The sequence below is a fragment of the Pseudomonas veronii genome (genome assembly GCF_002028325.1).
Classification (GTDB): domain Bacteria; phylum Pseudomonadota; class Gammaproteobacteria; order Pseudomonadales; family Pseudomonadaceae; genus Aquipseudomonas; species Aquipseudomonas veronii.
In genome coordinates, this window is record NZ_CP018420.1 from 4,888,710 (window position 1) to 4,911,095 (window position 22,386).

The following is a 22,386-nucleotide window of genomic DNA, read 5'->3' on the forward strand; positions in this document are numbered from 1 at the left end:
ACCCCCGAAGAAACCGCCTCACCGTTGGGTGAGGCTTTTGCGTGAAAGGAGCACTGTGAATGAACCTGGAAACCTGGCTGCTGTTCAGCGGCGCCGCGCTGGTGGTGATCCTGATCCCCGGTCCCCTGTCGTTGCTGATGATCAGCAACAGCTTGAACTACGGCCTGCGCCGTTCGTACCCGGCGTTCCTCGGCGGCGTGTTTGCCTCGATCTGCCTGTTGAGTGCCTCGGCACTCGGCCTGGGTGCGCTGTTGCTCGCGTCGGAACAATTGTTCAGCGCCTTGAAGATAGTCGGCGCGCTCTACCTGTTTTACCTCGCCTGGCAGAGCTGGCAGCAATCGCGCCAACCGGCCCACGGCGCGGTGGTGCCCCTGGCCGTCGCCACGCCGCGTTTTCGCGCCTTGTTTGGCCGTGCGTTTGTGCTGGGCGCCAGCAACCCCAAGGACATCCTGTTCTTCGCCGCCTTCCTGCCGCAATTCCTCAGCAGCCAGCAGCCGTTTCTGCCGCAACTGCTGGTGATGATCGCCACCTGGTCCGTGCTCGACCTGTTGTGCAAGCTCGCCTACGGCCTTGGCGCCCACGGCGCGGCACGCTATCTGCGCAGCGGCAACGGCCAGAGCTGGTTCAACCGCACCAGTGCCGGGCTGTTCGGGGCGGCTGGCGCGGTCTCGCTGCTCAATGTCAGAGCGGGGTCACTTTGACAAAATACACGCTGGGGCGGACCGACCCCGTCGACTGCCACTGAATGCCGGCGGCGATCCGAACCAGACGGTTTTCCCGCAGCGCACTCTTGACCGCAGCCAACGCCAGCGAGGTCGGGTGTCTGATGATCGCGGCATTGAACCAATGGTCTGTCAGGCGGTTTTCCAACGGTACAGAGCCGCGCCCAAGCCAATGCAACGACACGTAGTACAGTTTGTTTGAACCGCAGCGCGAATGTGTCACGAGCAATTCATGGCTGGGCTTTTTGCCGCGCATGACCTGCAGTTCCTGCACGTCGAAGCCCTGCTGTTCGAGCACGCGCTTGACGGCTGCGCGCTGTGCAATCTCCCGCTGCGGCGCACGCGCGCGGCCGCCGGTGCGCAGGGTCGGGTCCAGGCCGGCGACGTTGAAGTCGACGCGAGTGAAGCCCGGTGCCTTGCCGTCGAAGCCGATATAGATCGATCGGCCGCTGCTTTCGGTGGGCCGCAGCATTCTCAGCAAATCATCGGTCTGGCCCAGCCGGTTGGCGGAGGGGGTCAACCAATTGTCCAGCGCTGCACGCACATTGAGCAGGTGGCTGGCCGTCGCCGAGCGAGAAGTATCGGCCAGTTCGACCAGCCGGGCGACGGCCATGCTGCGGCTATGGGTAGTAAGGTTCGGGAACGCCGTGGCGACAGACCGTTCCAACGGCGTGTCGAACAACGGCGCATGGAGCTGCCACTCGCCCGCCTGGGTGCGTGATACCGGGATGGGCTGTTCCTCCAGCGCAGTGTCTGTCCAACGCTCAAGGTCCGCCCGGGCCAGTGACACCAGCGGTTCATCCTTGGTAATGAATGCAAGGCCGCTCCAGGGCGCACTGTCCCCCGGCGCCAGCACCCGGTAATAACCCACCCCCGATGCTGTCGGGCGGTCGTACTGGGCGCCGATATAGATGACATCGTAGGGAAACCCCGGCGGGTCCATATGCACATGAAACGTGCCGAACGCCGAGGAGCCAGGCACTTGGCCCGTGGGCACGCGCGCGCGCCAGGCGAACCACTCGGTGTTCGGCGCAGACGAGCGATAAATGCGGCTTTCCGTAGCGGCGCGCACCGTCGGTGGGCGCCAGTCCGGTGGCGGCGTCACGGGTGGACGCCATGGGTTGAGCACCCCGGAACTGGTACCCGCGACCGGTTGCGGTGCATCCGCGCCGAGTAACCATTCCTTGGACTGGTGGATGTGCAAAATCAGTTCGTCCTGCCCCGGTGCCTGCGGGTTCTTCAGGCGAAACGCCGGTTCGTCTCCACGTCGGTAAAGGGGGTAAGTGTGGGTGTCGTCCGCCACAAAGAGCTCACCGTGTTTCACCTGTACGCCTGCCGTGTCCGGCCCTTTCAGCGCAACGGCGCCCTCAGGCACGCCGTTGATTTTGAAGCGATCCAAGGCCTTGAGCCGAGTCACGGGCGGCGTTGCCACGCGGGAAACCCCGGCATCCGTCGCCATCCGTAAACGATGTAGCCGCCCCAGCACGGCCCTCAGCGCCGGCCGCGCGACACCTGCGCCGACACGTCCGACTTTCCTGGGGCCGGGGACAAAGTTCAGCAACACGTCGATCACCATAAAGGCGCTCATGAAACCCACATCGACCGCGTCCCGGGGGTCGCCGAAACGGTGATAACGCCGTGACACCAGCAGCAGCTCATGGAAGTCATTGAACGTCCCGTACAACGGCGAAAAAAACCCCACCAGCGCCCGTGCGCGGGTATCGCCCTGCTCATTCAGGCGCTGGTTCCGATAGTGCTCCAACGCCTTGCCGGAATGACTGGCCGCTTGAGTGCGGCGTTGCAGCTCCTGCACGCTGGCGTGGTAGAGCAATGCCTGGGCGTTGCAGTGGGGCACGGCCACAAGCGCGAGCCAGTCCTGCGGAGCACTGGCGATCTGTTCAAGGGTCTGGGCTTCGATCTCCTCGAGCACCACCGCAGGTTCCAGGTGCTTGATGCCGAATGAGCGCACGAAGTCGATCCCCCGCCAGATGCCCTTCATCATGAAAAACGCCGGTATGGCTTTCAGCGTTTTGGCGGCCTGGGCGCGCGCATCGACACCCTCCGGTGGCTGGGGGAGCGCCTCGAATGCCCAGCCCGGCGCGACCTGCCGCGCCAGCGTCTTGACGTTATCCGCTAACGCACCGATGCGGTTCAATGCAGCATGGGCCTGTTGCAAGCTGCCGTACTCGGTCAGGACCAGGGCCGGCGGCGCATCGGGCCAGTAAACCACGCACAGGTCGGTACGCGGGTCATGTACCGCGACGATCCCTGCAACATAGCGATCATGCTGCAGGGTGTGGCCGACCAGATGGACCACATACAGTTGCAGCGCGGGCTGACTGCTCGACAGGTCCTGCGGCGTGCGTGCCGCCATCGCCGTCTTGAACAGGCTTTGTGCCGTTGCCGTCAGCCCCCGTTGCACCGCATCGAACAGGTGATATGCAGCGCCCGCTTGCAAGGCGCGATTCAATAACCCAGGGATACGTCCGTTGCTGAGCACACGGTCGGTTTCACGACGGGGATAATAAACTTGGTGGATCAGGGCATCGTAGCGGCCACCGATGTCCAGCGAAGACACCAGCCCGATCAAGTAAGCCGCATTGAGGCGCTGCTTCCACTCGGGTTGCAGATAACGCGCGTGATCGAATCGCCACTGCGTCCAGGGTGCCAGCGGGTCCAGGTTATGCAGCGCCAGTTGCAGCAGGCTGAAGGAGGTGCGCGTCGCGGTCGGGGTCAGCACGATGCGGCGATCGCCCACGGCGCAGCCACTGGTCCAGCCACAGAAAGCACCGTGGACATCATCGGGCATCTCAATCAACGCTTGGTCGATATCCAACTGCGGAAAAAAACCGTCCTCGCGCAAACGGGCGATCAAGGTGCGCCGGGCAAAGGTGTTCAGATCAGGCAGGCATTGCTCCAGCCGGCTTTTGAAGGCCAACGCGTTGCCCAGGTACAAGCGCAGCAAGCGCTTGAAGTGTTGACGCTGGGCCCGTGGTGCGTGCGCGAGCCAGGCGGGCAACGTTTTCGCCTCAGACGCCGCCGTGCGCAGCAGCTCAATATTGGCCAGCGCCTGGCTCAGGGCATTATTGGGCGGGATCTTCAACTGCGCTTCCAGATCGACCATCAGCAGCGCGCGGCTCAGGTCGGCATCCGTCACTTCGCTGAACACCCGCGTGATGTCCTCGCTGCTGCGGTGTAAGCGGTCGTAGCTCCCCAGCAGTTTCTTGAGCGCAGCCAGCGCGGGCTTGCCGTTGATTTCAACGTAGCGCACGCCGAGTGTTTGCGCGGCGGCATGGGCGCGCAGGTCGGCGCGTTTATCGTGCTCGACGCAGCGCCACAACACCGAGTCGTCTGGGCTGTTCAGGCTCGCCTTGAGGCTGCGGGTCAACGCGTCCAGCCCGGCAAACGCCTTGATCCCGCCCTCCACGCCGAAAGCGTAAAGCACCACCGGCAGTTGGCGCGACGAGCGCTCTAGCGCCGCAGCCGTGGTCACCACCCACACGTTATGGAGCGGGTAGAAAGCGTCCGGCGCACTGCCCACCGCGATCGACAGCACTTGGGCAAGACTGCCCGGGCGACGGCTGGCCAAGGGTTGGTCGACCACCTCGATCATCAGGTCGCGATGCGCCGTACTGATCAGCTTGAGGCGGTGTTGCAACTCCACCTCGCAACGCAGGGCCGCGGTTTGGGCCTGCATAAACAACGACACGCGCCTGGGCGTGCCCGCTCCCCCCGGACGTTCAGCCCAAAAAGCCAACTCCAGCAGCCGTTGCCCGGCATCTTGCATCAACGTATTCAACGCTTGGATATGCACGTCAATTTGGCTCATCAGCGACGCAATGACCCGGTACGCCAGGGTATCCGCGCTGGGATCAGCCGGGACCAGCAGCGCGAGCAGCGCATCTTCGTAGCGTGCGACCTGACGCTGCGCCGTGTGCAGGGCCAGGCCGGAGGCCGTGCTGGCGAAGATGATTTCTGCGCCTCGGCGTTGCCGGTCCCACTTGAGTAATTGCGCGCCGATCACGCCAAGCCGAGCGCCGCCAACCCATTGCTGCCTCGCCCCTTCGACCGCGGCCAGAAACGGTGCGGCATCCGGCAGTCGAGGCCGCCCTTCGGAAAACACGTAGCCGTCATTCATCTTCGCCGCACACGCCAACTCGTTGCTCCATTGCCCACTCAGCAAGGCCTCGGCACCCAGCGCCAGCGCATCGGCCATCAGCGGCAGGCCGCGCATAAAGGCGCTCGTCGCAGACAAGGCAGCGGGGCGGTACACGTTATCGCGCCGACTTAACGGCAGGCACTGCCAGAGTGCGTGGAACCGCGACCGGTCCAGCGCCAGCAGGCCGTCCTGCAGGGCGGCGAAGGACGGGTACTCGTAGAAGTTGCGGCCCCCACCCGGCAGGTAAACCACGTGCGGCGCATCGCTGGGGTCGCCCTCGCGATACAGATGCAGTGCCCCTGGGATCGCGACCGCCGATGCCCCCGGCCACAGCAACTGGCCGACGCGCAGCGTAGCCCAATCCCCGCCCGCACGTCGGCGCGCCTCGGCGCTGGGCGCATCGATCAGGGCCTGAACCATGGCGAATCCCGCACGCGATAGCTCGTCCAGTTGCCACGCCAAAAAGGCCCGGTCCGCAAACAGCTCCGTGTGCAACTCAACCCAGCGTTCCCGGCGTGTGAGCCAGGTGCCCTGCGCCAGGCAGTCCCAGTAGGCGCTCACCGCATGGGCGAGCCGCTCGAACAGCTGCAGCGCGACGACGCGGCGCAGGGCTTCCAGCGGCGTATACGGCAAGTGCCGTTCCGGCGCGTCTTTGACACTCAGGGCGGTGAATTGATTGACGTTGATCACCACCGTCGGCAGGACCAGCAACGCCAGCGCCCGCTCGGTCAGGCTCTCGACTTTGCGCGGCGCGGCGGGCGGCTTGGGCTCGCTGAACAAGAGGTGGTCCGGGTCCATTTCGAAGGCTTTGCGCAGCTCGGCGCGAATGACCGTCAAGACTTTCGGCGAACGGCCTATCAGCCGCGCCAGTGCGCGTGTCGCGGCGACGCAACGCGCGTCGGCAAGCGCAATTCGATTGATCAGGCGACTGGGGTGCGTGTAGGCGTTAATCCGCCGTATCAGTTGCTCGCGAATCGCCTGCGTTTGTACTTGGGCGGCAAGGTCCGGGTCGTCGGCATTAACGGTGTCGGGTGAAGCACTCGCGTGGTCGGGGGACGAGGTCATGGGGTTTTCTTCTGCATGAGGAAAACACCCAGCCTAGGCAGCGCCGCAGGGCAAAAGGCGCTAGATAGTTGCATGCGCAAGCGGCATAAAATCTATGGTCACCCCCATTTTTGCAATACTGATTAACGGGTGGTCCAGACAAAGCGTCAGCCAAGAGAGTTCGAATTCCCTACGGTTATTGAAGTCACCGAGTTCCTCGCGATATGTCAGCGCTTGAACATCCCCTCCGATATTGCTCCCATCGCAGAACATTGCGCAGTGGTTATCGAGCCGACGTCCATATATCTGGCAACTGCTCGCAGATCGACAGCAGGAAGTCGCTGATGACAATGCGATCCGCATTTTGCTTGAACAGCTACACAGCCATGAAGGTTTGCCACCCAAGGCCGACAGCGTCTGCCATTTGATCAATCAGCATCTGTTGGAACACCCTCAACTGCTCTGGCCAATTGGTTGGGCAGCCGAGAACAGTTGCGGGCTGAATGGGGTGGGAAGCGAGAAGGTGCAGCTCGATTATCAAAGCCATCAGTTGAAATTGGAACTGAGGTTTGTAGGGTAATCGACCAGAATGATTTATTTTTCGCGTCTTAAACGACACTATCCGGTTCGAACAAGCTGCCCGTCTTGCGCAACATGGCTGTGGTTCGTTCCATGCGTCGGGCAAAGTCATCCAGTTCAATCTGATGCTTTTGCTCCGACGCGACCTGACCCACATGGCTGCTTGGTTGCAGGAGTTGTTCCGCGCCTGGCAAGAACGGTACCACTAGGCCAGTGGCCTTATCGATCACCTGGTAGCCGATGGTCGCCGCCCCAATGCCCGCCGCCAGTCCGCCAACACCACCTAATACACCACGGCGCTTGATGCCATACACCGTAGCCCCGGCAATCATCGCCACGCCCAATATGCGACCGGCCACTACGACTGGGGACAGATCACGGCTATTGTCATTGCCGAAATAGATCATGCGGTAAAAGAAATAACCGGCCCACAACTCCCTCGACTTCAACTTGTCGTGCATGAACCAGGCCCGCGAGTCGTGTATCTGGTCATCGAACAACGCCACCAGTAGGGCCATCTCAGGGTCTGCACCGGACGTGCCTTGAGCATCACGGAACAGTTGCTTACTGCGCAGATCACCTGCCGTCTTGAGGGCGTCATGGTCCTTGGACTCGTCATTCTCGTTAAGTAAATAGATCGCATCGCGTAACACCACGTCGGTCACCGTGCCTTGCCAACTGGATTGCTCACGCTTCTGGCCGGTGTAGTCAGACTTGAATTCCTCGGCAGCTTGACTGAGTTGGGTCTGATCAATCTGCGGTTCATAGATTCGTGGGCCGGGATACTGAGGGTTATCCCGCCGCATTTTCACGGCATCAGCCTGGTCTTTTTTATACTGTTCGCGCTCAGTAGTTTCCTGATAGGGCGTCGCCTCTTTGGCTTGGGTGAAAAAAGGCTGGCGCTTATAGCTGTCGTTATTACCTTGAGGATCATTGACGTAACGACCAATACGCCAACCGGTGATCCAGCCCAGTTGATCGGCCAGGGTGTCTTCTACGGTGGTGTTCAAACGCAGCGGCTTATAGGCCGAGTCCTCGACGGATTCGTCAGCCGCAACACCTGATAGGGTTTTGAGGCGCCAGGCGTTGAAGCGCTCAATCAGTTGCTGACTGACCACAAACTCTGAGGAAGTCCCAGGCCCCATTTTTCTCCACAACCTCTCCGAGCTAGTATTAAACGTGTCCGGCAGTACCTCTTCTGGCACTTGCAGAGGGGCACCCGCTGCAAAAGCAGCGGCATACAAGTCGTGCAAGACAATCTGCGACACCAGCTCATGAGTACCTTCACGAGCTTTGCCCTGGTCATTTTTCGGGTAGCCGCCGCCCACATCCGAATGCACACCGGGGTACACCACTTCGTAGGTATTGGCCGGATACTGGCCGTTTTCGTTACGAATCGAATCCAACGGAAAGCATGAGCGTTGCTCGAAGCCCGCGACAAAATGCCGACAACACTTGACCAGTTCCGGGAACCGCTGCGCATCCGGTAGCAACTGGGTGTTATCGGCCCAGTCCATATGCCCAGCAAAGAATGGGGCTACATGGGCAATACCCACCGAGGCCACCGTGTCCAGCACGCCAAGAAACTCGACGCTGACAGGCAAGCCCAACAGTTCCTGTTTTGGCAGTTCATCCCCTTCTGGGGTGTCGAACAACTGACTCAACCAGGTAACAAAAGTGCGAGCCTCTGCCGCTCCCCGAGAGAAACCGTACACGTACAGTTTGACCGCCAGCACTTTAGGCTGGGCCTCGTCCTTGCGAGCGTGTAAAGGGGCCAGCAGCTCTTTCATGATTCGGCGGCGATTGCCTTCACCCAGAGCACTCATCAGCGGTGCCTTCCAGGTGCTCATGGCCTCGACCTTGGTCTTGGCGACAATGTCATCAATTCCGCTTTTATTGTTCAGAGCATAAGATAACGCGCTGGCCACCTGTACCAAGGCCCAGTTGATCCGGTCTTCCCCCCCAGTGGCATATTGCAGCCCGCTATCGCTGTAATCCAGTTCGCCAACTTCGGGGAATGGCGTGCCGACATCGGGCATGTAATACGAAAAATAACCCTGCCCCATCGCGTCTTTACCTCGTAGTGAGGCATGAAACAGCTTGGCGATATTAGTGGGATGACCATTCTGGGTGTCGCTCTTTTCGTTATTGTTGGTGCCATCGAAAAACAGACTGATATGCAGGCTATGACAACAGGTAAAACGCTGTGTGCGACGCCCTTGATCGTCACGTTTTTGTTGAAGCCGATTTTGCTCAGCAATTTGCTTATTGTAGTTATCTGTCACATCCGATGTTTTCGTCGGGAAACGCCCTGCAGCAGGAAAAACTGGCGGTCCCCAAGCTTTGTCTTTTGAATTATTGTTCACTTCGGACATAAGGCCGGCTCCTTCATTTGCGAGGGTTCTTTAATCGGGTAATGCTCTGAGTTAAATGCCCAACATGAGCTCGTAACCTTGATCTGGTTACAAACCAAAAAGTGTACCTTCAGGCCGCATCGCTCCGTTCCAGGCCACTCTGGAATATCCACGGTGGTGCTGTGGCGCTGATAGTTGGCTGCATGTTTGGCATAAACCTCTCTGAACTCATCTGATGTTACAGAGGGCATTTTTGCAGACGGCTCAGGATCGACCTCCCATTCAATCTGGGCCTTTAAGCCAGGACGCCATTTGACGGGCATGATGATGCAACACGAGCTTCCACCACCACCGTCCGCTCGGTAACCATTGACCGACATCCAGTTAATACCATGCATGGTATGGTTGATGGCTTGCAGGTTTCCCCCTGCCATTTCATTGTTCGCTGAAGAACACCCAGATAACGCGAACCCCAACAAGTAAAGCGCGACTTTTTGTGTTGTTTTTTTTATTATCGACTGCATCGCTAGCAACTTCCTTGCTGATTACCTTGACCGCGCAAACCATTCAAACCACTTGTGCATGCAATACACTCTTGTCCCAGCGCAAAGTGGTTATCCAGGCACCTAGGTTCTGCTTAAGTTCTGTTTCACATACTCGGTCAAATCGCCGAAATAATTTTCCTGACCCGCTTGCACAACAAGTGAGTGAATTAGCGCGAAACGCCGCTCTCGGCTCTCATCCAGGAAATCAAAGTTTTTGCCATTTAACAGTTGCTGTGCATCGCTGATACAACCAAGCAGGTCAAATTGTTGATCGTTCATTTCCACGAAGGGACTGACCTGGATATTGCTTTGATGGGTGAGCCTCGTGCCTTGTAACCACTGCGGCTGGTTATCCCGATCAAGCCAGCCCCAATAAGCAGCGGCTTGCAGAAACTCGGCGCGCTGCTGATCGGTGAGGATCGAGGACATCAGCAGGGGAAAGATGCGTGAATCGTAATACCGTAACAAACCGGTTTGTCCACCCCAAGCCAATTGCGAAAACCCTTGCAGGACTTTACTCAACACTTCGAAGGGCAATGACGAGATCACCACCATTAGGCGGCCATCGGTGGCATGCTCCACCAACTGTTCCAGCCAGGCCTTATGTCGCCACTGCGTCAAGTCCAGACGCATCAACAGAGGGGCCTGATCCAACAGGTTTTGCTCTGACGTGCCGGTGAACAACGAGAACCAGGGGACTTTTGGCGTTAGCATCTCCAAGGCAGGCACAGCACGGTGGCTCCATCCTGCTTGGTCGAGCAGTAGGTCAATCTGGCTTATGCCAATGTGGGCGCAGACATGTTCGATCTGTTCTTGCCATTGAGTGGGCATCGTCATGTCCATATTCCCTCGATTAATTATCGCGGATCAGTCCGGTCGAGGTTCTCGCGTCGGCGGGCAGACGCTCAAACGATGCGCCAAAGGCTGCACACATAAAAATCGAGAGTAAATAGGACATTTCCCAAAGATGAGAGCCTAGTCATGCAAAATATTTCATGGCGATCACACTGGAAACTACTCCCTGGTGCAATTGCCACAAAGCAGCACTGATGTACTTAGCGTGTCAGAAAGGCGATGAATGCGAGTCGCATATTTTTCAAGCGCGAACCGTTACAAGTAGGCAGAGTTTTGGTGTGAGCATTTTCTGCGAAAGACCTCGCGGCCCGACTTATCCTGGCCGTGCAGGTGGAAAGTGTGTTTACCGAGATCGATACCGATCAGTGCTGACTCGCTCATGATGATGGCCTCCGAAAACAAAACACCCCGTGAAAGCGTAGCCCTCACAGGGTGTTGGGAGTGACCATCTCATTAGCCCGCAGTGTGGGCGGGCAAAAAAACCAACGAAGAGCGTCGAGGGGATGATGCTCAGCTACCGCGATAGGTGGAATAGCTATAAGGCGAAATCAACAGCGGCACATGGTAGTGCTCCTGTTCGGCGCTGATGCCGAAGCGCAGCACCACCACGTCGAGGAACGCCGGCTCCGGCAATTGCACGCCACGCGCCCGGTAATAGTCGCCAGCGCTGAATTGCAGTTGGTACACACCGCTGCGGTAGCCGTCGCCTTGCAGCAACGGTGCGTCGCAGCGGCCGTCGCTGTTGGTGACGGCAGTGGCGACCAGTTCCAGTTGCGCGCCGTCGACGCGGTACAGCTCAACCGTGATGCTGCTGCCGGGACAGCCGTGAGCGGCGTCCAAAACGTGTGTGGTCAAACGTCCCATGGCGTGTACGCGCCTCCCGAGGTCAGTAGAAATGAGTGCCGCACTTTTTCAGGGCAGCGAAAAAGCTGGTGCGGGACGATTAAGACACTTTTAAAAAAAATTGTACACAATAAAAATCACAAACCTTGCGATCCTTCCACTGGCCTGGCGCGACCGGCCGATTCATGAGTCATCCTTGCTTTTAAACGACCTTTTGTCCATTAGCTGACCAGTCAGGCAAGTTTCTTGCTACACCCTTGAAGGTGAGCGTTGCGGAAAAAATGCAGAAATCCGGGCTTACAAAGTGGCGAATAAGTTGTATACAATCAATCATCGCTGTGACGCCACTCAGTCTTTTCACTGCCCGGCCGCCACACCCACCGCTACCACGCACAAGAAGGAAGACTGCAGTGAGCGCTGACTACCCACGCGACCTGATCGGTTACGGCAGTAACCCTCCTCACCCCCACTGGCCGGGCAAGGCACGCATTGCGTTGTCTTTTGTACTCAACTACGAAGAAGGCGGCGAGCGCAATATCTTGCACGGTGACCAAGAGTCCGAAGCCTTCCTTTCCGAAATGGTCTCGGCCCAGCCGCTGCAAGGCGAGCGCAACATGAGCATGGAGTCGCTGTACGAATACGGCAGCCGTGCCGGCGTGTGGCGCATCCTCAAATTGTTTAAAGCATTCGATATCCCGCTGACCGTCTTCGCCGTGGCCATGGCCGCCCAGCGCCACCCGGACGTGATCCGCGCGATGGTCGCCGCCGGCCATGAAATCTGCAGCCACGGCTACCGCTGGATCGACTACCAGTACATGGACGAGGCCCAGGAGCGCGAGCATATGCTCGAAGCCATCCGCATCCTCACCGAACTGACCGGCGAACGCCCGCTGGGCTGGTACACCGGCCGCACCGGTCCGAATACGCGGCGCCTGGTGATGGAGGAAGGCGGCTTCCTCTACGACTGCGACACCTACGACGACGACCTGCCCTACTGGGAACCCAACAACCCCACCGGCAAGCCGCACCTGGTGATCCCTTACACCCTGGACACCAACGACATGCGCTTCACCCAGGTGCAAGGCTTCAACAAGGGCGATGACTTTTTCGAGTACCTCAAAGACGCTTTCGACGTGCTCTACGCCGAAGGCGCCGACGCGCCGAAGATGCTTTCCATCGGCCTGCACTGCCGCCTGATCGGCCGCCCGGCGCGCCTCGCGGCGTTGCAGCGCTTTATCGAATACGCCAAGGGCCATGAACAGGTGTGGTTCACCCGCCGGGTCGACATCGCCCGCCACTGGCACGCCACTCACCCTTATAAGGGTGCGGCGCAATGACCAGGTTCCAGACCGTCAAACCGTCGACCTTGAGCCGCGATGCATTCATCAGCGCCTTTGCCGACATCTACGAACATTCGCCATGGGTGGCCGAAAAAGCCTTCGACCTGGGGCAGGACGCTTCGCTCGACGAGATCGAAACCCTGCACCAGCGCATGCGCGATATCCTGCTCAGCGCCGATCACGCCACGCAACTGGCGCTGATCAACGCTCACCCGGACCTGGCAGGCCGTGCAGCCGTCCAGGGCCAACTGACCGAAGCCAGCACTCATGAACAAGCCGGCGCCGGTATTCACCAATGCACGGCCGAAGAGTTCTCACGCTTCACCGAGCTGAATGAGGCCTACAAAGCCAAGTTCAAGTTTCCCTTCATCATGGCGGTAAAAGGCAGCAACCGGCATCAGATCATCAAAGCGTTCGAAACGCGCATCCACCACCCGGTCGACACCGAGTTCAAGTGCGCGCTGGACGAGATCAACAAGATCGCGTTGTTCCGCTTACTGACCCTCTAAACGACCATCCCCAGCCACTCTATCCAAGGCAGACAAGAAGAATGAAAGCGCAACCCGTACCTTTCGAGAAGTTCGTCAACCTGGCCGACGCCCGCCTCGGCACCAAAATCATCTCGGTGACCGATGACTGGTTCGCCGACGCCAACCGCCTGTTCCAGCCGACCCCGGCGGTGTGGAAGGAGGGCGTTTTCGATGACAACGGCAAGTGGATGGACGGCTGGGAGTCGCGCCGCAAGCGCTTCGAAGGCTACGACAGCGCGGTGATCCGCCTGGGCGCACCCGGCTCGATCAAAGGCGTGGACATCGACACTTCATTCTTCACCGGCAACTTCCCGCCGTCGGCCTCCCTGGAAGCCTGCTTCCTCGCCTCGGGCGAGCCGGATGACAGCACCCAGTGGGTGGAAGTGCTGTCGGCCGTCGAGCTGCAAGGCAACAGCCACCATTACCACGCGATCAACCACGACCAGGCCTTCAGCCACCTGCGCTTCAACATCTACCCGGATGGCGGCGTGGCCCGTCTGCGCGTGTACGGCGTACCGTTCCGCGACTGGTCCGCAGTGGGCGACAACGAACAGGTCGACCTGGCGGCGGCGCTGAACGGCGGTCGCGCCCTGGCCTGTTCCGACGAACACTTCGGCCGCATGGGCAACCTCCTCAACCCCGGCCGTGGCGTCAACATGGGTGACGGCTGGGAAACCGCGCGGCGTCGCACGCCAGGCAATGACTGGGTGATCGTCGCGCTCGGGCATGCGGGCGAGATCGAGAAAGTCATCGTCGACACCCTGCACTTCAAGGGCAACTACCCGGACACCTGCTCGATCCAGGCCGCGTTCGTGAAAGGCGGCACCGACAGCCAGATCGAAACCCAATCGCTGTTCTGGCGCGAACTGCTGCCGGCGCAGAAGCTGGAAATGCACGCCGAACACACCTTCGCCGAGCAGATCAAGGCGCTGGGGCCGATCACCCACATCCGCCTGAACGTGTTCCCGGATGGCGGTGTGAGTCGCCTGCGCGTCCTGGGCAAGGTCGCCAAGTCATGCTGAACCTGTAGGAGCAAGCTTGCTCGCGAAAAACTCAAGGACACCGCGTTCATTCAGGATGCACGCGTTATCGTTGACGACCTTCGCGAGCAAGCTTGCTCCTACAACGGTCCATCAATAACCCAACAGATTAAGAAGCCAGCCATGCGCACACTGATGATCGAACCCCTGACCAAAGAAGCCTTCGCCCCCTTCGGAGACGTGATCGAAACCGACGGCAGCGAGCACTTCATGATCAACAACGGGTCGACCATGCGTTTTCACAAGCTGGCAACGGTGGAAACCGCCCAGCCGCAAGACCACGCCATCATCAGCATCTTCCGCGCCGACGCGCTGGAAATGCCGCTGACCGTGTGCATGCTAGAGCGACACCCGCTGGGCAGCCAAGCCTTCATTCCGCTGCTCGGCAACCCCTTTCTGATCGTGGTCGCGCCACTTGGCGATGCACCTGTATCGGGCTTGGTCCGCGCCTTCGTCACCAACGGCAGGCAGGGCATTAATTACCATCGCGGCGTCTGGCACCACCCGGTGCTGACGATCGAAAAGCGGGATGACTTCCTGGTGGTTGATCGCAGTGGCACCGGCAATAACTGCGATGAGCATTTTTTCAAAGAGGATGAGCGGTTGATCCTCGCCCCCCACCAATAAGAGAAGGCCGGATCACCCGACAACAAGGGTGACAGGCGAGAGGTAAAGACTGTGGAAGCACATCTGTTGGAATGGCTGAACCTCAGCGTGCGCTGGGTTCATATGATCACTGGCGTGGCCTGGATCGGCGCGTCGTTTTACTTCGTCTGGCTGGAAAACAACCTCAACCGCGTCAACCCCAAGGACGGCCTGTCCGGTGACTTGTGGGCGATCCACGGTGGCGGTATCTACCACCTGGAAAAATACAAACTGGCCCCGCCGACCATGCCGGACAACCTGCACTGGTTCAAATGGGAAGCCTATTTCACCTGGATGTCGGGCGTCGCGCTGCTGTGCGTGGTGTTCTACCTCAACCCGACGCTGTACCTGCTCGCACCCGGCAGCAGCCTGAGCGGCACCGAAGGCGTGTTGCTGGGCATCGGCTCACTGTTCGCCGGCTGGTTCATCTACTCCTTTCTCTGCGACTCGGCCCTGGGCAAACGCCCGGCCCTGCTCGGCTTGATCCTGTTCGTGCTGTTGATCGCGGCGGCATACGGCTTCAGCACAGTGTTCAGCGGTCGGGGCGCGTACCTGCATGTGGGGGCGATCATCGGCACCATCATGGTGGGCAACGTGTTCCGCATCATCATGCCGGCACAACGCGCGCTGGTGGCGGCGATCGCGGAGCAGCGCACGCCGGACCCGGCCCTGCCGGCCAAAGGCTTGCTGCGTTCACGGCACAACAACTACTTCACCTTGCCGGTGCTGTTCATCATGATCAGCAACCACTTCCCGAGCACCTACGGCAGCCACTACAACTGGCTGATCCTGGCGGGGATCGCGGTGGCGGCGGTGTTGGTGCGGCATTATTTCAACACCCGGCACAACAGCCAGAAATATGCCTGGACCTTGCCGGTGGGCGCGTTGGCGATGATTTGCCTGGCGTATGTCACCGGGCCCAAGCCGATCACCGAAGTGGCCAAGGCACCGGCGGCCATCGAGTACCAGCCGTTGCCGGAGACCGCATTGGGCGGCGGCGAGAAACCCGTCGCACCGGCCGCCCCCGCTGCGGCACCCGCGCCGGCCCAGGCGACAGTCGACTTCGACAAGGTGCATGGGGTGATCCAGGCACGCTGCGCCGTGTGCCATTCGGCCAAGCCCACCAGCCCGCTGTTCAGCACCGCACCGGCGGGGGTGATGTTCGACACGCCGACGCAGATCCAGCAACAGGCCGCGCGCATTCAGGCGCAGGCCGTGGCGAGCCAGATCATGCCGTTGGGCAACATCACCCAGATGACCCAGCAGGAACGCGATCTGATCGGCACCTGGATCAACCAGGGCGCCCGCACGAACTGACTGACTCACACAGATCCCAATGTGGGCGGTTCTGAACGACCCGCCGTCGCCCACACTCATTGATTCCTTCGTCACAACAAAAACAATAACGAACAGGGAACGCCCACATGTACACCTTTGACCTGGGGACGGCCACAAGCCGTGCCCCATTCTCGCCCCACGCGCGCTCTAACAGCGCACTTGAGCCAAGGCTTTGGAGCCAGTATTCTCCGCGCCCGCTCGAATCGACTGAAAAAAAAACAGCGAATGTAAAAGCTGACTGCAAGGCCAACTTATCCCGGCCTGCGGGCGGCGGCCCAAGTGCGCAAAAGCCCTCTGAATTCGACTGCAGCCGTTGCAGCCGACGGGGATTTTTTTGGCTTTTTTTACACCTTGGCGCAGCTCTTGCTAAAAGCATTAAAGCTGACCGAACAGACGATTTTTTCAGCAAACCAAAAGGCGCCACACCAGAGCGCCTGCTTAGAAGAAAAACCATAAAACTTTAACTCGGGAGCAACCGAATGAAACCTATGTTCAAAGGCCTGATGCTGGCGGCAACCCTGCTGGCGGGCGGCCAAGCCGTTGCCGGCGACTTGTTGCAGTGGCAGAACAACAGCCTGACGTACCTGTGGGGCAAAAACTTCACCGTCAACCCGCAGATCCAACAGACCGTCACGTTTGAACACGCCGATGCGTGGAAGTACGGCGACAACTTCTTTTTCCTCGACCGCATCTTTTACAACGGCAAGGAAGACGGCAACGTCGGCCCCAGTACTTACTACGGCGAGTTCAGCCCGCGTCTATCGTTCGGCAAGATTTTCGACAAGGACTTGTCCTTCGGACCGATCAAAGATGTATTGCTGGCATTCACTTATGAGTTCGGCGAAGGCGATAACGAATCGTACCTGCTGGGCCCGGGCTTCGACCTGAACATCCCTGGTTTCGACTACTTCCAGTTGAACTTCTACCAGCGCCAGACCGAAGGCAATCGCCCGGGCGACGGTGTGTGGCAGATCACCCCGGTGTGGTCGTACACCCTTCCCGTGGGCAACTCCAACATCCTGATCGACGGCTATATGGATTGGGTGGTCGACAACGACAAGAACGCCCGTGGCACTTATCACGCCAACCTGCACTTCAACCCACAAGTCAAATATGACCTGGGCAAGGCGTTGAACTGGGGCGAGAAACAGCTGTACGTCGGCTTTGAATACGACTACTGGAAGAACAAGTATGGGATCGAAGATTCCGGCGCGTTCAAGACCAACCAGGATACCGCGAGCTTTTTGGTCAAGTACCACTTCTGACCACACCGCGGGCCTGATGGGGGAGCTGGCGTGCCTGCTCCCAAATTCAGCTAGGGGACAGCCCCAAAAACCGGGTTATCTCCTCGCGCTTGGCCAGCGCATCACTGCGCCCCAACTCGATCAACTCGCTGCAATACCCCGCCTCGAACAGCAAGTAACTAAGCACCCCCGCCCCGCTGGTCTTGGTCGCACCCGGCCCGCGCAGGAACAGGCGCAACGCCGCGGGCAATTCCTGCCGATGCCGCGCCGCGATTTCATCGATCGGCTGACTCGGCGCAATCACCAGCACATCCACCGGCGCCAGGCCCCGGGCCGCGCTGTCGGCGGGCTGAAAATGGCTGAACTGGTTCAAGCGCTCCAGCAACTCGATATCGCTTTCCAGGCTGTCAATGAACGTGCTGTTGAGCATGTGCCCACCGATCTGCGCCAGGGTCGGCTGCTGGCCGGTGTAGGCGCGCTGCGAGGCGTGTTCATGCTCGACGCCGCGCGGGTTGCCGCTGACACCCACCACCAGCACGCGGCTGGCGCCCAGGTGCAAGGCCGGGCTGATGGGGGCCGATTGCCGCACCGCGCCATCGCCGAAATATTCCTGGTCGAGCTTCACCGGAGCAAACAGCAAGGGGATCGCCGAACTGGCCAACAGGTGTTCGACCGTGAGCCGGCTGGGCACACCGATACGTCGATGGCGCAGCCAGGCATCGATGGTGCCGCCGCCCTGGTAAAAGGTCACTGCTTGCCCGGACTCGTAACCGAAGGCCGTGACCGCCACCGCCTTCAGGTGTTTTTCGCGGATGGCCTGGTCGATGCCATCCAGGTGCAGCATCTCGTGCAGCAGGTCCCGCAGCGGCGCGCTGTTGAGCAGCGCCACCGGGACCTGGGCGCCCAGGCCGAGCAGGCTGTGGAAACAGAAACGAGCGGCCTGGTGAATCACCCCCGGCCAATCGCTGCGCAGCACCAGGTGGCTGCGAAAGCCCTGCCAGAACGCCGTCAGACGCTCGATCGCCGCGCTGAAGTCCATGGCGCCGCTGGCCAGGCTCACCGCGTTGATCGCGCCGGCCGATGTGCCGACGATCACCGGAAACGGATTGGCCGCGCCCGGCGGCAGCAACTCGGCAATCGCCGCCAGTACCCCCACCTGATACGCCGCACGCGCCCCGCCGCCGGAAAGAATCAAGCCTGTAACCGGTTCAGCTGGGCGCATTGCGTCACTCCATGTAGAGAAAGGCGGGTCTTACCGACGGCGTTTTTCGTACAACCTGGGCTCACCCGGCGGCCGGCTCTTGAAGCGGCGATGGGTCCAGAGGTATTGCTCGGGGCATTCGCGCACCGAGGTTTCGACCCACTGGTTGATGCGCAGGCAATCGATCTCATCGGTTTCGCCGGGGAAATCGCTCAACGGCGGGTGGATCACCAGGCGATAACCGCTGCCGTCGGCCAGGCGCTCCTGGGTAAACGGCACCACCAGCGCCTTGCCCAGGCGGGCGAACTTGCTGGTAGCGGTCACGGTGGCGGCCTGGATGCCGAACAGCGGCACGAAGATACTTTGCTTGGCGCCGTAGTCCTGGTCCGGCGCGTACCAGATGGCGCGGCCGGCGCGCAGCAGCTTGAGCATGCCGCGCACGTCTTCACGCTCCACGGCCAGGGAGTCGAGGTTGTGGCGCTCGCGGCCACGGCGTTGGATAAAGTCGAACAGCGGGTTGCCGTGCTCGCGGTACATGCCGTCGATCGTGTGTTTTTGCCCGAGCAGGGCCGCGCCGATTTCCAGGGTGGTGAAATGCAGGGCCATGAGGATCACGCCCTTGCCGTCCAACTGAGCCTGCTTGAGGTGCTCCAGGCCTTCGACGTGGGCCAGCCGCGCCAGGCGCTGGCGCGACCACCACCAACTCATGGCCATTTCAAAGAAGGCGATGCCGGTGGAGGCGAAGTTTTCCTTGAGCAAATGTTTACGCTCTTGCGCGGACTTTTCCGGGAAGCACAGTTCCAGGTTGCGCGCGGCGATGCGGCGACGTTCGCCGGCCACGCGGTACATGCCCGCGCCCAGCAGGCGACCAATGGTCAGCAGCGCGCGGTATGGCAATTGAGTGACCAGCCACAACAGGCCGAGTCCCAGCCATAGCAGCCAAAATCGCGGGTGAAAAAATACAGCTCGAAAACGCGGGCGATCCATTACAGATTCCGGTAAAGACAAGGGCCGCGCATTCTACAACGGTTCGACTCGGCTTGCGGCCAGTGGTTGTTCTCGTTATAAGTCTCGACACTTTTCGTGACAAGCCGCTTTTGCCGACCATGAGCCAAACCGAACCGCTAGACCAAGATCCCGTGTTCCAGCTGAAAGGCAGCATGCTCGCCATTACCGTGCTGGAATTGGCCCGCAATGACCTCGACGCCCTGGACCGCCAGCTCGCCGCCAAGGTCGCCCTGGCACCGAACTTTTTCAACAACGCGCCGCTGGTGCTGGCCCTGGACAAGCTGCCAGCCGGCCAAGGCGCAATCGACCTGCCGGGCCTGATGCGCGTGTGCCGCTCCCATGGCCTGCGCACCCTGGCGATTCGTGCCAGCCGTATCGAAGACATTGCCGCCGCCATCGCTATTGAACTGCCAGTACTGCCACCGTCCGGTGCCCGCGAGCGCCCACTCGATCCGCTGGCCGGTGAAGTGAAGAAAAAACCGGAAAAACCGCCGGAGCCGACGGTCAAGCCGACCAAGATCATCACCTCCCCCGTGCGCGGCGGGCAGCAGATTTACGCCCAGGGCGGCGACCTGGTGGTGATCTCGTCGGTCAGTCCGGGCGCGGAACTTCTGGCCGATGGCAACATCCATGTATACGGCCCCATGCGCGGACGTGCCCTCGCCGGCATCAAGGGTGATACCAAGGCACGTATTTTTTGCCAGCAGTTGACCGCTGAACTCGTTTCGATCGCGGGTCAGTACAAGGTTTCCGAAGATTTGCGCCGCGATCCGCTGTGGGGCGCCGCGGTACAAGTCAGCCTGTCGGGCGATGTGTTGAACATCATCCGTCTTTAACGGATACTGCCGCATTTTCCAAGCATCTCTAGACTCTGATAGCACAGCGAAACCGGCAAGACTTGCGTAGGACTAGTTTGAAGTTGGCGTTTCCACGCGGAAACCACCTCTTTTCCCTACAAAGGCTGTCCGCCTGCAGCGAGTTCCAAGAGATGTTTTTCGGGGGCTGAAAAGTCCTTTTTCCTTAGGGGTGAAACACCTTGGCCAAGATTCTCGTGGTTACATCCGGCAAGGGTGGTGTGGGTAAGACCACCACCAGCGCCGCTATCGGTACCGGCCTCGCTCTGCGCGGCCACAAGACAGTCATCGTCGACTTCGACGTCGGTTTGCGTAACCTCGACCTGATCATGGGCTGCGAACGCCGCGTGGTGTACGACTTCGTCAACGTGGTCAACGGTGAAGCCAACCTGCAACAGGCCCTGATCAAGGACAAGCGCCTTGAGAACCTGTACGTACTGGCCGCCAGCCAGACCCGCGACAAAGATGCGCTCACCAAGGAAGGCGTAGGCAAAGTCCTCGCTGAACTGAAGGAAACCTTCGAATACGTGGTGTGCGACTCCCCGGCCGGTATCGAAACCGGTGCTCACCTGGCGATGTACTTCGCCGACGAAGCCATCGTGGTGACCAACCCGGAAGTCTCCTCGGTACGTGACTCGGACCGCATGCTCGGCCTGCTGGCCAGCAAGTCCCAGCGCGCCGAAAAAGGCGAAGACCCGATCAAGGAGCACCTGCTGCTCACCCGCTACAACCCTGAGCGCGTCAGCAATGGCGAGATGCTCGGCGTTGAAGACGTCAAAGAGATCCTCGCAGTGACCCTGCTGGGTGTCATTCCCGAGTCCCAGGCGGTGCTGAAGGCCTCCAACCAGGGCGTCCCGGTGATTCTGGACGACCAGAGCGACGCCGGCCAGGCGTACAGCGACGCGGTTGATCGCTTACTGGGCAAGACCGTGGAACACCGCTTCCTCGATGTCAAGAAGAAGGGATTCTTCGAGCGTATCTTTGGAGGCAACTAAACAATGAAATTTCTCGACTTCTTTCGCGCCAACAAAAAGCCAAGTACCGCGTCGGTAGCGAAAGAGCGTCTACAGATCATCGTGGCGCACGAACGCGGCCAACGCAGCACCCCGGACTACCTGCCAGCCTTGCAGAAGGAACTGGTCGAGGTGATCCGCAAGTACGTCAATATCGGCAACGACGACGTACATGTCGCCCTGGAAAACGACGGCAGCTGCTCGATTCTGGAACTCAATATCACCCTGCCCGATCGTTGATCGAAAGGGCGGTCGCCACGGCGGCTCCGTCACCTTGATCCCTTTGCGGGAGCCGGGTGATCGAGCCGCCGTTGGCGTTTGTTACGAGGCTGTTTAATGCCGTTGTCCAACATCCATATCCTCTACCAGGACGCCGCCGTCCTGGTGGTGAACAAGCCGACTCTGCTGCTCTCGGTGCCCGGCCGCGCCGACGACAACAAGGACTGCCTGATCACCCGCCTGCAGGAAAACGGCTACCCAGAGGCCCGAATCGTCCATCGCCTGGATTGGGAAACTTCCGGGATAATCCTGCTCGCGCGGGACGCCGACACCCACCGCGAACTGTCCCGCCAGTTTCATGACCGCGAAACCGAAAAGGCCTACACCGCCCTGGCCTGGGGTCAACCGGAACTGGACAGCGGCAGCATCGACCTGCCCCTGCGCTACGATCCGCCGACCAAGCCACGCCATGTGGTCGACCACGAGTTCGGCAAGCATGCGCTGACCTTCTGGAAGGTGCTGGAACGTTGCGGTGACTGGTGCCGCGTCGAGCTAACGCCGATCACCGGGCGCTCGCACCAGTTGCGGGTACACATGCTTTCCATCGGCCACCCGCTGCTCGGCGACGGCTTGTACGCCCATGAACAAGCCCTGGCCGCCTGGCCGCGCCTGTGCCTGCACGCGAGCATGCTGAGCTTCACCCACCCGCAAAGCGGCGAGCGGCTGCGCTTCGAGTGCCCGGCGCCCTTCTAAAGCTGTAAACACCGTCAAATGTGGGAGGGGATTGCAGTGGGTCAGTGAACAAATGCAGTGACTGACACTCCGCCATCGGGGGCAAGCCCCCTCCCACATT

The 22,386-nt window shown here is 60.2% G+C and carries 19 protein-coding genes and 1 pseudogene; 12 read left to right on the forward strand and 8 right to left on the reverse strand.

The annotated features are described in order from the left end of the window. Positions 1-59: 59 nt before the first annotated feature. Positions 60-701, forward strand: coding sequence for a LysE family translocator (locus PverR02_RS22285; RefSeq protein WP_079444426.1), 642 nt, complete (start codon positions 60-62; stop codon positions 699-701). On the opposite strand, the gene PverR02_RS22290 is transcribed toward PverR02_RS22285, so the two are convergent. The 6 genes and pseudogenes from PverR02_RS22290 to uraH form a co-directional block, all read right to left on the reverse strand. Further along, a complete protein-coding gene (locus PverR02_RS22290) occupies positions 682-5,946 on the reverse strand; it encodes a dermonecrotic toxin domain-containing protein (RefSeq protein WP_079444427.1) in 5,265 nt (1,754 codons plus the stop codon). The two genes, PverR02_RS22285 and PverR02_RS22290, sit on opposite strands and share 20 nt — an antisense overlap. Before the next feature lie 587 nt (positions 5,947-6,533). Next, entirely contained in the window at positions 6,534-8,879 is a 2,346-nt protein-coding gene (locus PverR02_RS22300; RefSeq protein WP_079444429.1) for a T6SS phospholipase effector Tle1-like catalytic domain-containing protein, read from the reverse strand. Continuing rightward, complete coding sequence (locus PverR02_RS22305) at positions 8,867-9,382, reverse strand: DUF3304 domain-containing protein (protein ID WP_079444430.1); 516 nt, start codon at positions 9,380-9,382, stop codon at positions 8,867-8,869. The genes PverR02_RS22300 and PverR02_RS22305 overlap by 13 nt, the downstream gene beginning before the upstream one ends. Before the next feature lie 102 nt (positions 9,383-9,484). Further along, the gene (locus PverR02_RS22310; protein WP_052735820.1) at positions 9,485-10,240 is read right to left on the reverse strand and encodes a DUF4123 domain-containing protein; all 756 of its coding nucleotides are present in this window, start codon (positions 10,238-10,240) and stop codon (positions 9,485-9,487) included. A 297-nt stretch (positions 10,241-10,537) separates the two neighbouring features. Continuing rightward, positions 10,538-10,639: pseudogene (locus PverR02_RS33250) on the reverse strand (IS110 family transposase); the annotation flags it as partial. 129 nt (positions 10,640-10,768) lie between these two features. Next, positions 10,769-11,122, reverse strand: coding sequence for a hydroxyisourate hydrolase (uraH, locus tag PverR02_RS22315; protein WP_079444431.1), 354 nt, complete (start codon positions 11,120-11,122; stop codon positions 10,769-10,771). A gap of 389 nt (positions 11,123-11,511) precedes the next feature. On the opposite strand from uraH, the gene puuE reads away from it, so the two are divergent. The 7 genes from puuE to PverR02_RS22345 all read left to right on the forward strand — a co-directional run bounded on the left by puuE (position 11,512) and on the right by PverR02_RS22345 (position 17,259). Then, positions 11,512-12,438, forward strand: coding sequence for an allantoinase PuuE (gene puuE, locus PverR02_RS22320; RefSeq protein ID WP_079444432.1), 927 nt, complete (start codon positions 11,512-11,514; stop codon positions 12,436-12,438). Continuing rightward, a complete protein-coding gene (gene uraD / locus PverR02_RS22325) occupies positions 12,435-12,950 on the forward strand; it encodes a 2-oxo-4-hydroxy-4-carboxy-5-ureidoimidazoline decarboxylase (RefSeq protein WP_017845821.1) in 516 nt (171 codons plus the stop codon). The genes puuE and uraD overlap by 4 nt, the downstream gene beginning before the upstream one ends. 41 nt (positions 12,951-12,991) lie before the next feature. Further along, positions 12,992-13,993: an allantoicase gene (gene alc / locus PverR02_RS22330; protein WP_017845820.1), complete on the forward strand. Its 1,002-nt coding sequence runs from the start codon at positions 12,992-12,994 to the stop codon at positions 13,991-13,993. 141 nt (positions 13,994-14,134) lie between these two features. Beyond that, positions 14,135-14,638, forward strand: a complete 504-nt coding sequence (locus tag PverR02_RS22335; RefSeq protein WP_017845819.1) for an ureidoglycolate lyase — start codon at positions 14,135-14,137, stop codon at positions 14,636-14,638. Positions 14,639-14,689: 51 nt separating this feature from the next. Next, positions 14,690-15,973, forward strand: coding sequence for a urate hydroxylase PuuD (locus tag PverR02_RS22340; protein WP_079444433.1), 1,284 nt, complete (start codon positions 14,690-14,692; stop codon positions 15,971-15,973). A 107-nt stretch (positions 15,974-16,080) separates the two neighbouring features. Beyond that, on the forward strand, positions 16,081-16,458 hold the full coding sequence (locus PverR02_RS32045; protein WP_152032038.1) for a hypothetical protein: 378 nt from the start codon (positions 16,081-16,083) through the stop codon (positions 16,456-16,458). 15 nt (positions 16,459-16,473) lie between these two features. Continuing rightward, positions 16,474-17,259, forward strand: a complete 786-nt coding sequence (locus PverR02_RS22345; RefSeq protein WP_026139882.1) for an outer membrane protein OmpK — start codon at positions 16,474-16,476, stop codon at positions 17,257-17,259. A gap of 46 nt (positions 17,260-17,305) precedes the next feature. Here PverR02_RS22345 and PverR02_RS22350 read toward each other — a convergent pair whose 3' ends face one another. Next, positions 17,306-18,460: a patatin-like phospholipase family protein gene (locus PverR02_RS22350; protein WP_017845816.1), complete on the reverse strand. Its 1,155-nt coding sequence runs from the start codon at positions 18,458-18,460 to the stop codon at positions 17,306-17,308. A gap of 30 nt (positions 18,461-18,490) precedes the next feature. Beyond that, positions 18,491-19,426: a lipid A biosynthesis lauroyl acyltransferase gene (locus PverR02_RS22355; protein WP_046382554.1), complete on the reverse strand. Its 936-nt coding sequence runs from the start codon at positions 19,424-19,426 to the stop codon at positions 18,491-18,493. Positions 19,427-19,545: 119 nt separating this feature from the next. On the opposite strand from PverR02_RS22355, the gene minC reads away from it, so the two are divergent. The 4 genes from minC to PverR02_RS22375 all read left to right on the forward strand — a co-directional run bounded on the left by minC (position 19,546) and on the right by PverR02_RS22375 (position 22,286). Continuing rightward, a complete protein-coding gene (gene minC, locus PverR02_RS22360) occupies positions 19,546-20,283 on the forward strand; it encodes a septum site-determining protein MinC (protein ID WP_017845814.1) in 738 nt (245 codons plus the stop codon). A 200-nt stretch (positions 20,284-20,483) separates the two neighbouring features. After that, positions 20,484-21,296, forward strand: a complete 813-nt coding sequence (minD, locus tag PverR02_RS22365) for a septum site-determining protein MinD (protein ID WP_003209098.1) — start codon at positions 20,484-20,486, stop codon at positions 21,294-21,296. A gap of 3 nt (positions 21,297-21,299) precedes the next feature. Continuing rightward, positions 21,300-21,554, forward strand: coding sequence for a cell division topological specificity factor MinE (gene minE / locus PverR02_RS22370; RefSeq protein ID WP_003175252.1), 255 nt, complete (start codon positions 21,300-21,302; stop codon positions 21,552-21,554). 96 nt (positions 21,555-21,650) lie between these two features. After that, positions 21,651-22,286 (forward strand): RluA family pseudouridine synthase, encoded by a 636-nt coding sequence (locus PverR02_RS22375; RefSeq protein ID WP_015885133.1) that lies wholly within the window; start codon positions 21,651-21,653, stop codon positions 22,284-22,286. The last annotated feature ends 100 nt before the right edge of the window (positions 22,287-22,386 follow it).

Bases quoted from the DNA above. Each gene is read 5' to 3' on its own strand.
- PverR02_RS32045 (WP_152032038.1), top strand. From the start codon at position 16,081: ATGTACACCTTTGACCTGGGGACGGCCACAAGCCGTGCCCCATTCTCG.
- minE (WP_003175252.1), top strand. From the start codon at position 21,300: ATGAAATTTCTCGACTTCTTTCGCGCCAACAAAAAGCCAAGTACCGCG.
- minC (WP_017845814.1), top strand. From the start codon at position 19,546: ATGAGCCAAACCGAACCGCTAGACCAAGATCCCGTGTTCCAGCTGAAA.
- uraH (WP_079444431.1), bottom strand. From the start codon at position 11,122: ATGGGACGTTTGACCACACACGTTTTGGACGCCGCTCACGGCTGTCCC.
- PverR02_RS22290 (WP_079444427.1), bottom strand. From the start codon at position 5,946: ATGACCTCGTCCCCCGACCACGCGAGTGCTTCACCCGACACCGTTAAT.
- PverR02_RS22345 (WP_026139882.1), top strand. From the start codon at position 16,474: ATGAAACCTATGTTCAAAGGCCTGATGCTGGCGGCAACCCTGCTGGCG.
- PverR02_RS22350 (WP_017845816.1), bottom strand. From the start codon at position 18,460: ATGCGCCCAGCTGAACCGGTTACAGGCTTGATTCTTTCCGGCGGCGGG.
- alc (WP_017845820.1), top strand. From the start codon at position 12,992: ATGAAAGCGCAACCCGTACCTTTCGAGAAGTTCGTCAACCTGGCCGAC.
- PverR02_RS22305 (WP_079444430.1), bottom strand. From the start codon at position 9,382: ATGCAGTCGATAATAAAAAAAACAACACAAAAAGTCGCGCTTTACTTG.
- PverR02_RS22355 (WP_046382554.1), bottom strand. From the start codon at position 19,426: ATGGATCGCCCGCGTTTTCGAGCTGTATTTTTTCACCCGCGATTTTGG.
- PverR02_RS22335 (WP_017845819.1), top strand. From the start codon at position 14,135: ATGCGCACACTGATGATCGAACCCCTGACCAAAGAAGCCTTCGCCCCC.
- PverR02_RS22285 (WP_079444426.1), top strand. From the start codon at position 60: ATGAACCTGGAAACCTGGCTGCTGTTCAGCGGCGCCGCGCTGGTGGTG.
- PverR02_RS22310 (WP_052735820.1), bottom strand. From the start codon at position 10,240: ATGACGATGCCCACTCAATGGCAAGAACAGATCGAACATGTCTGCGCC.
- uraD (WP_017845821.1), top strand. From the start codon at position 12,435: ATGACCAGGTTCCAGACCGTCAAACCGTCGACCTTGAGCCGCGATGCA.
- PverR02_RS22375 (WP_015885133.1), top strand. From the start codon at position 21,651: ATGCCGTTGTCCAACATCCATATCCTCTACCAGGACGCCGCCGTCCTG.
- PverR02_RS22300 (WP_079444429.1), bottom strand. From the start codon at position 8,879: ATGTCCGAAGTGAACAATAATTCAAAAGACAAAGCTTGGGGACCGCCA.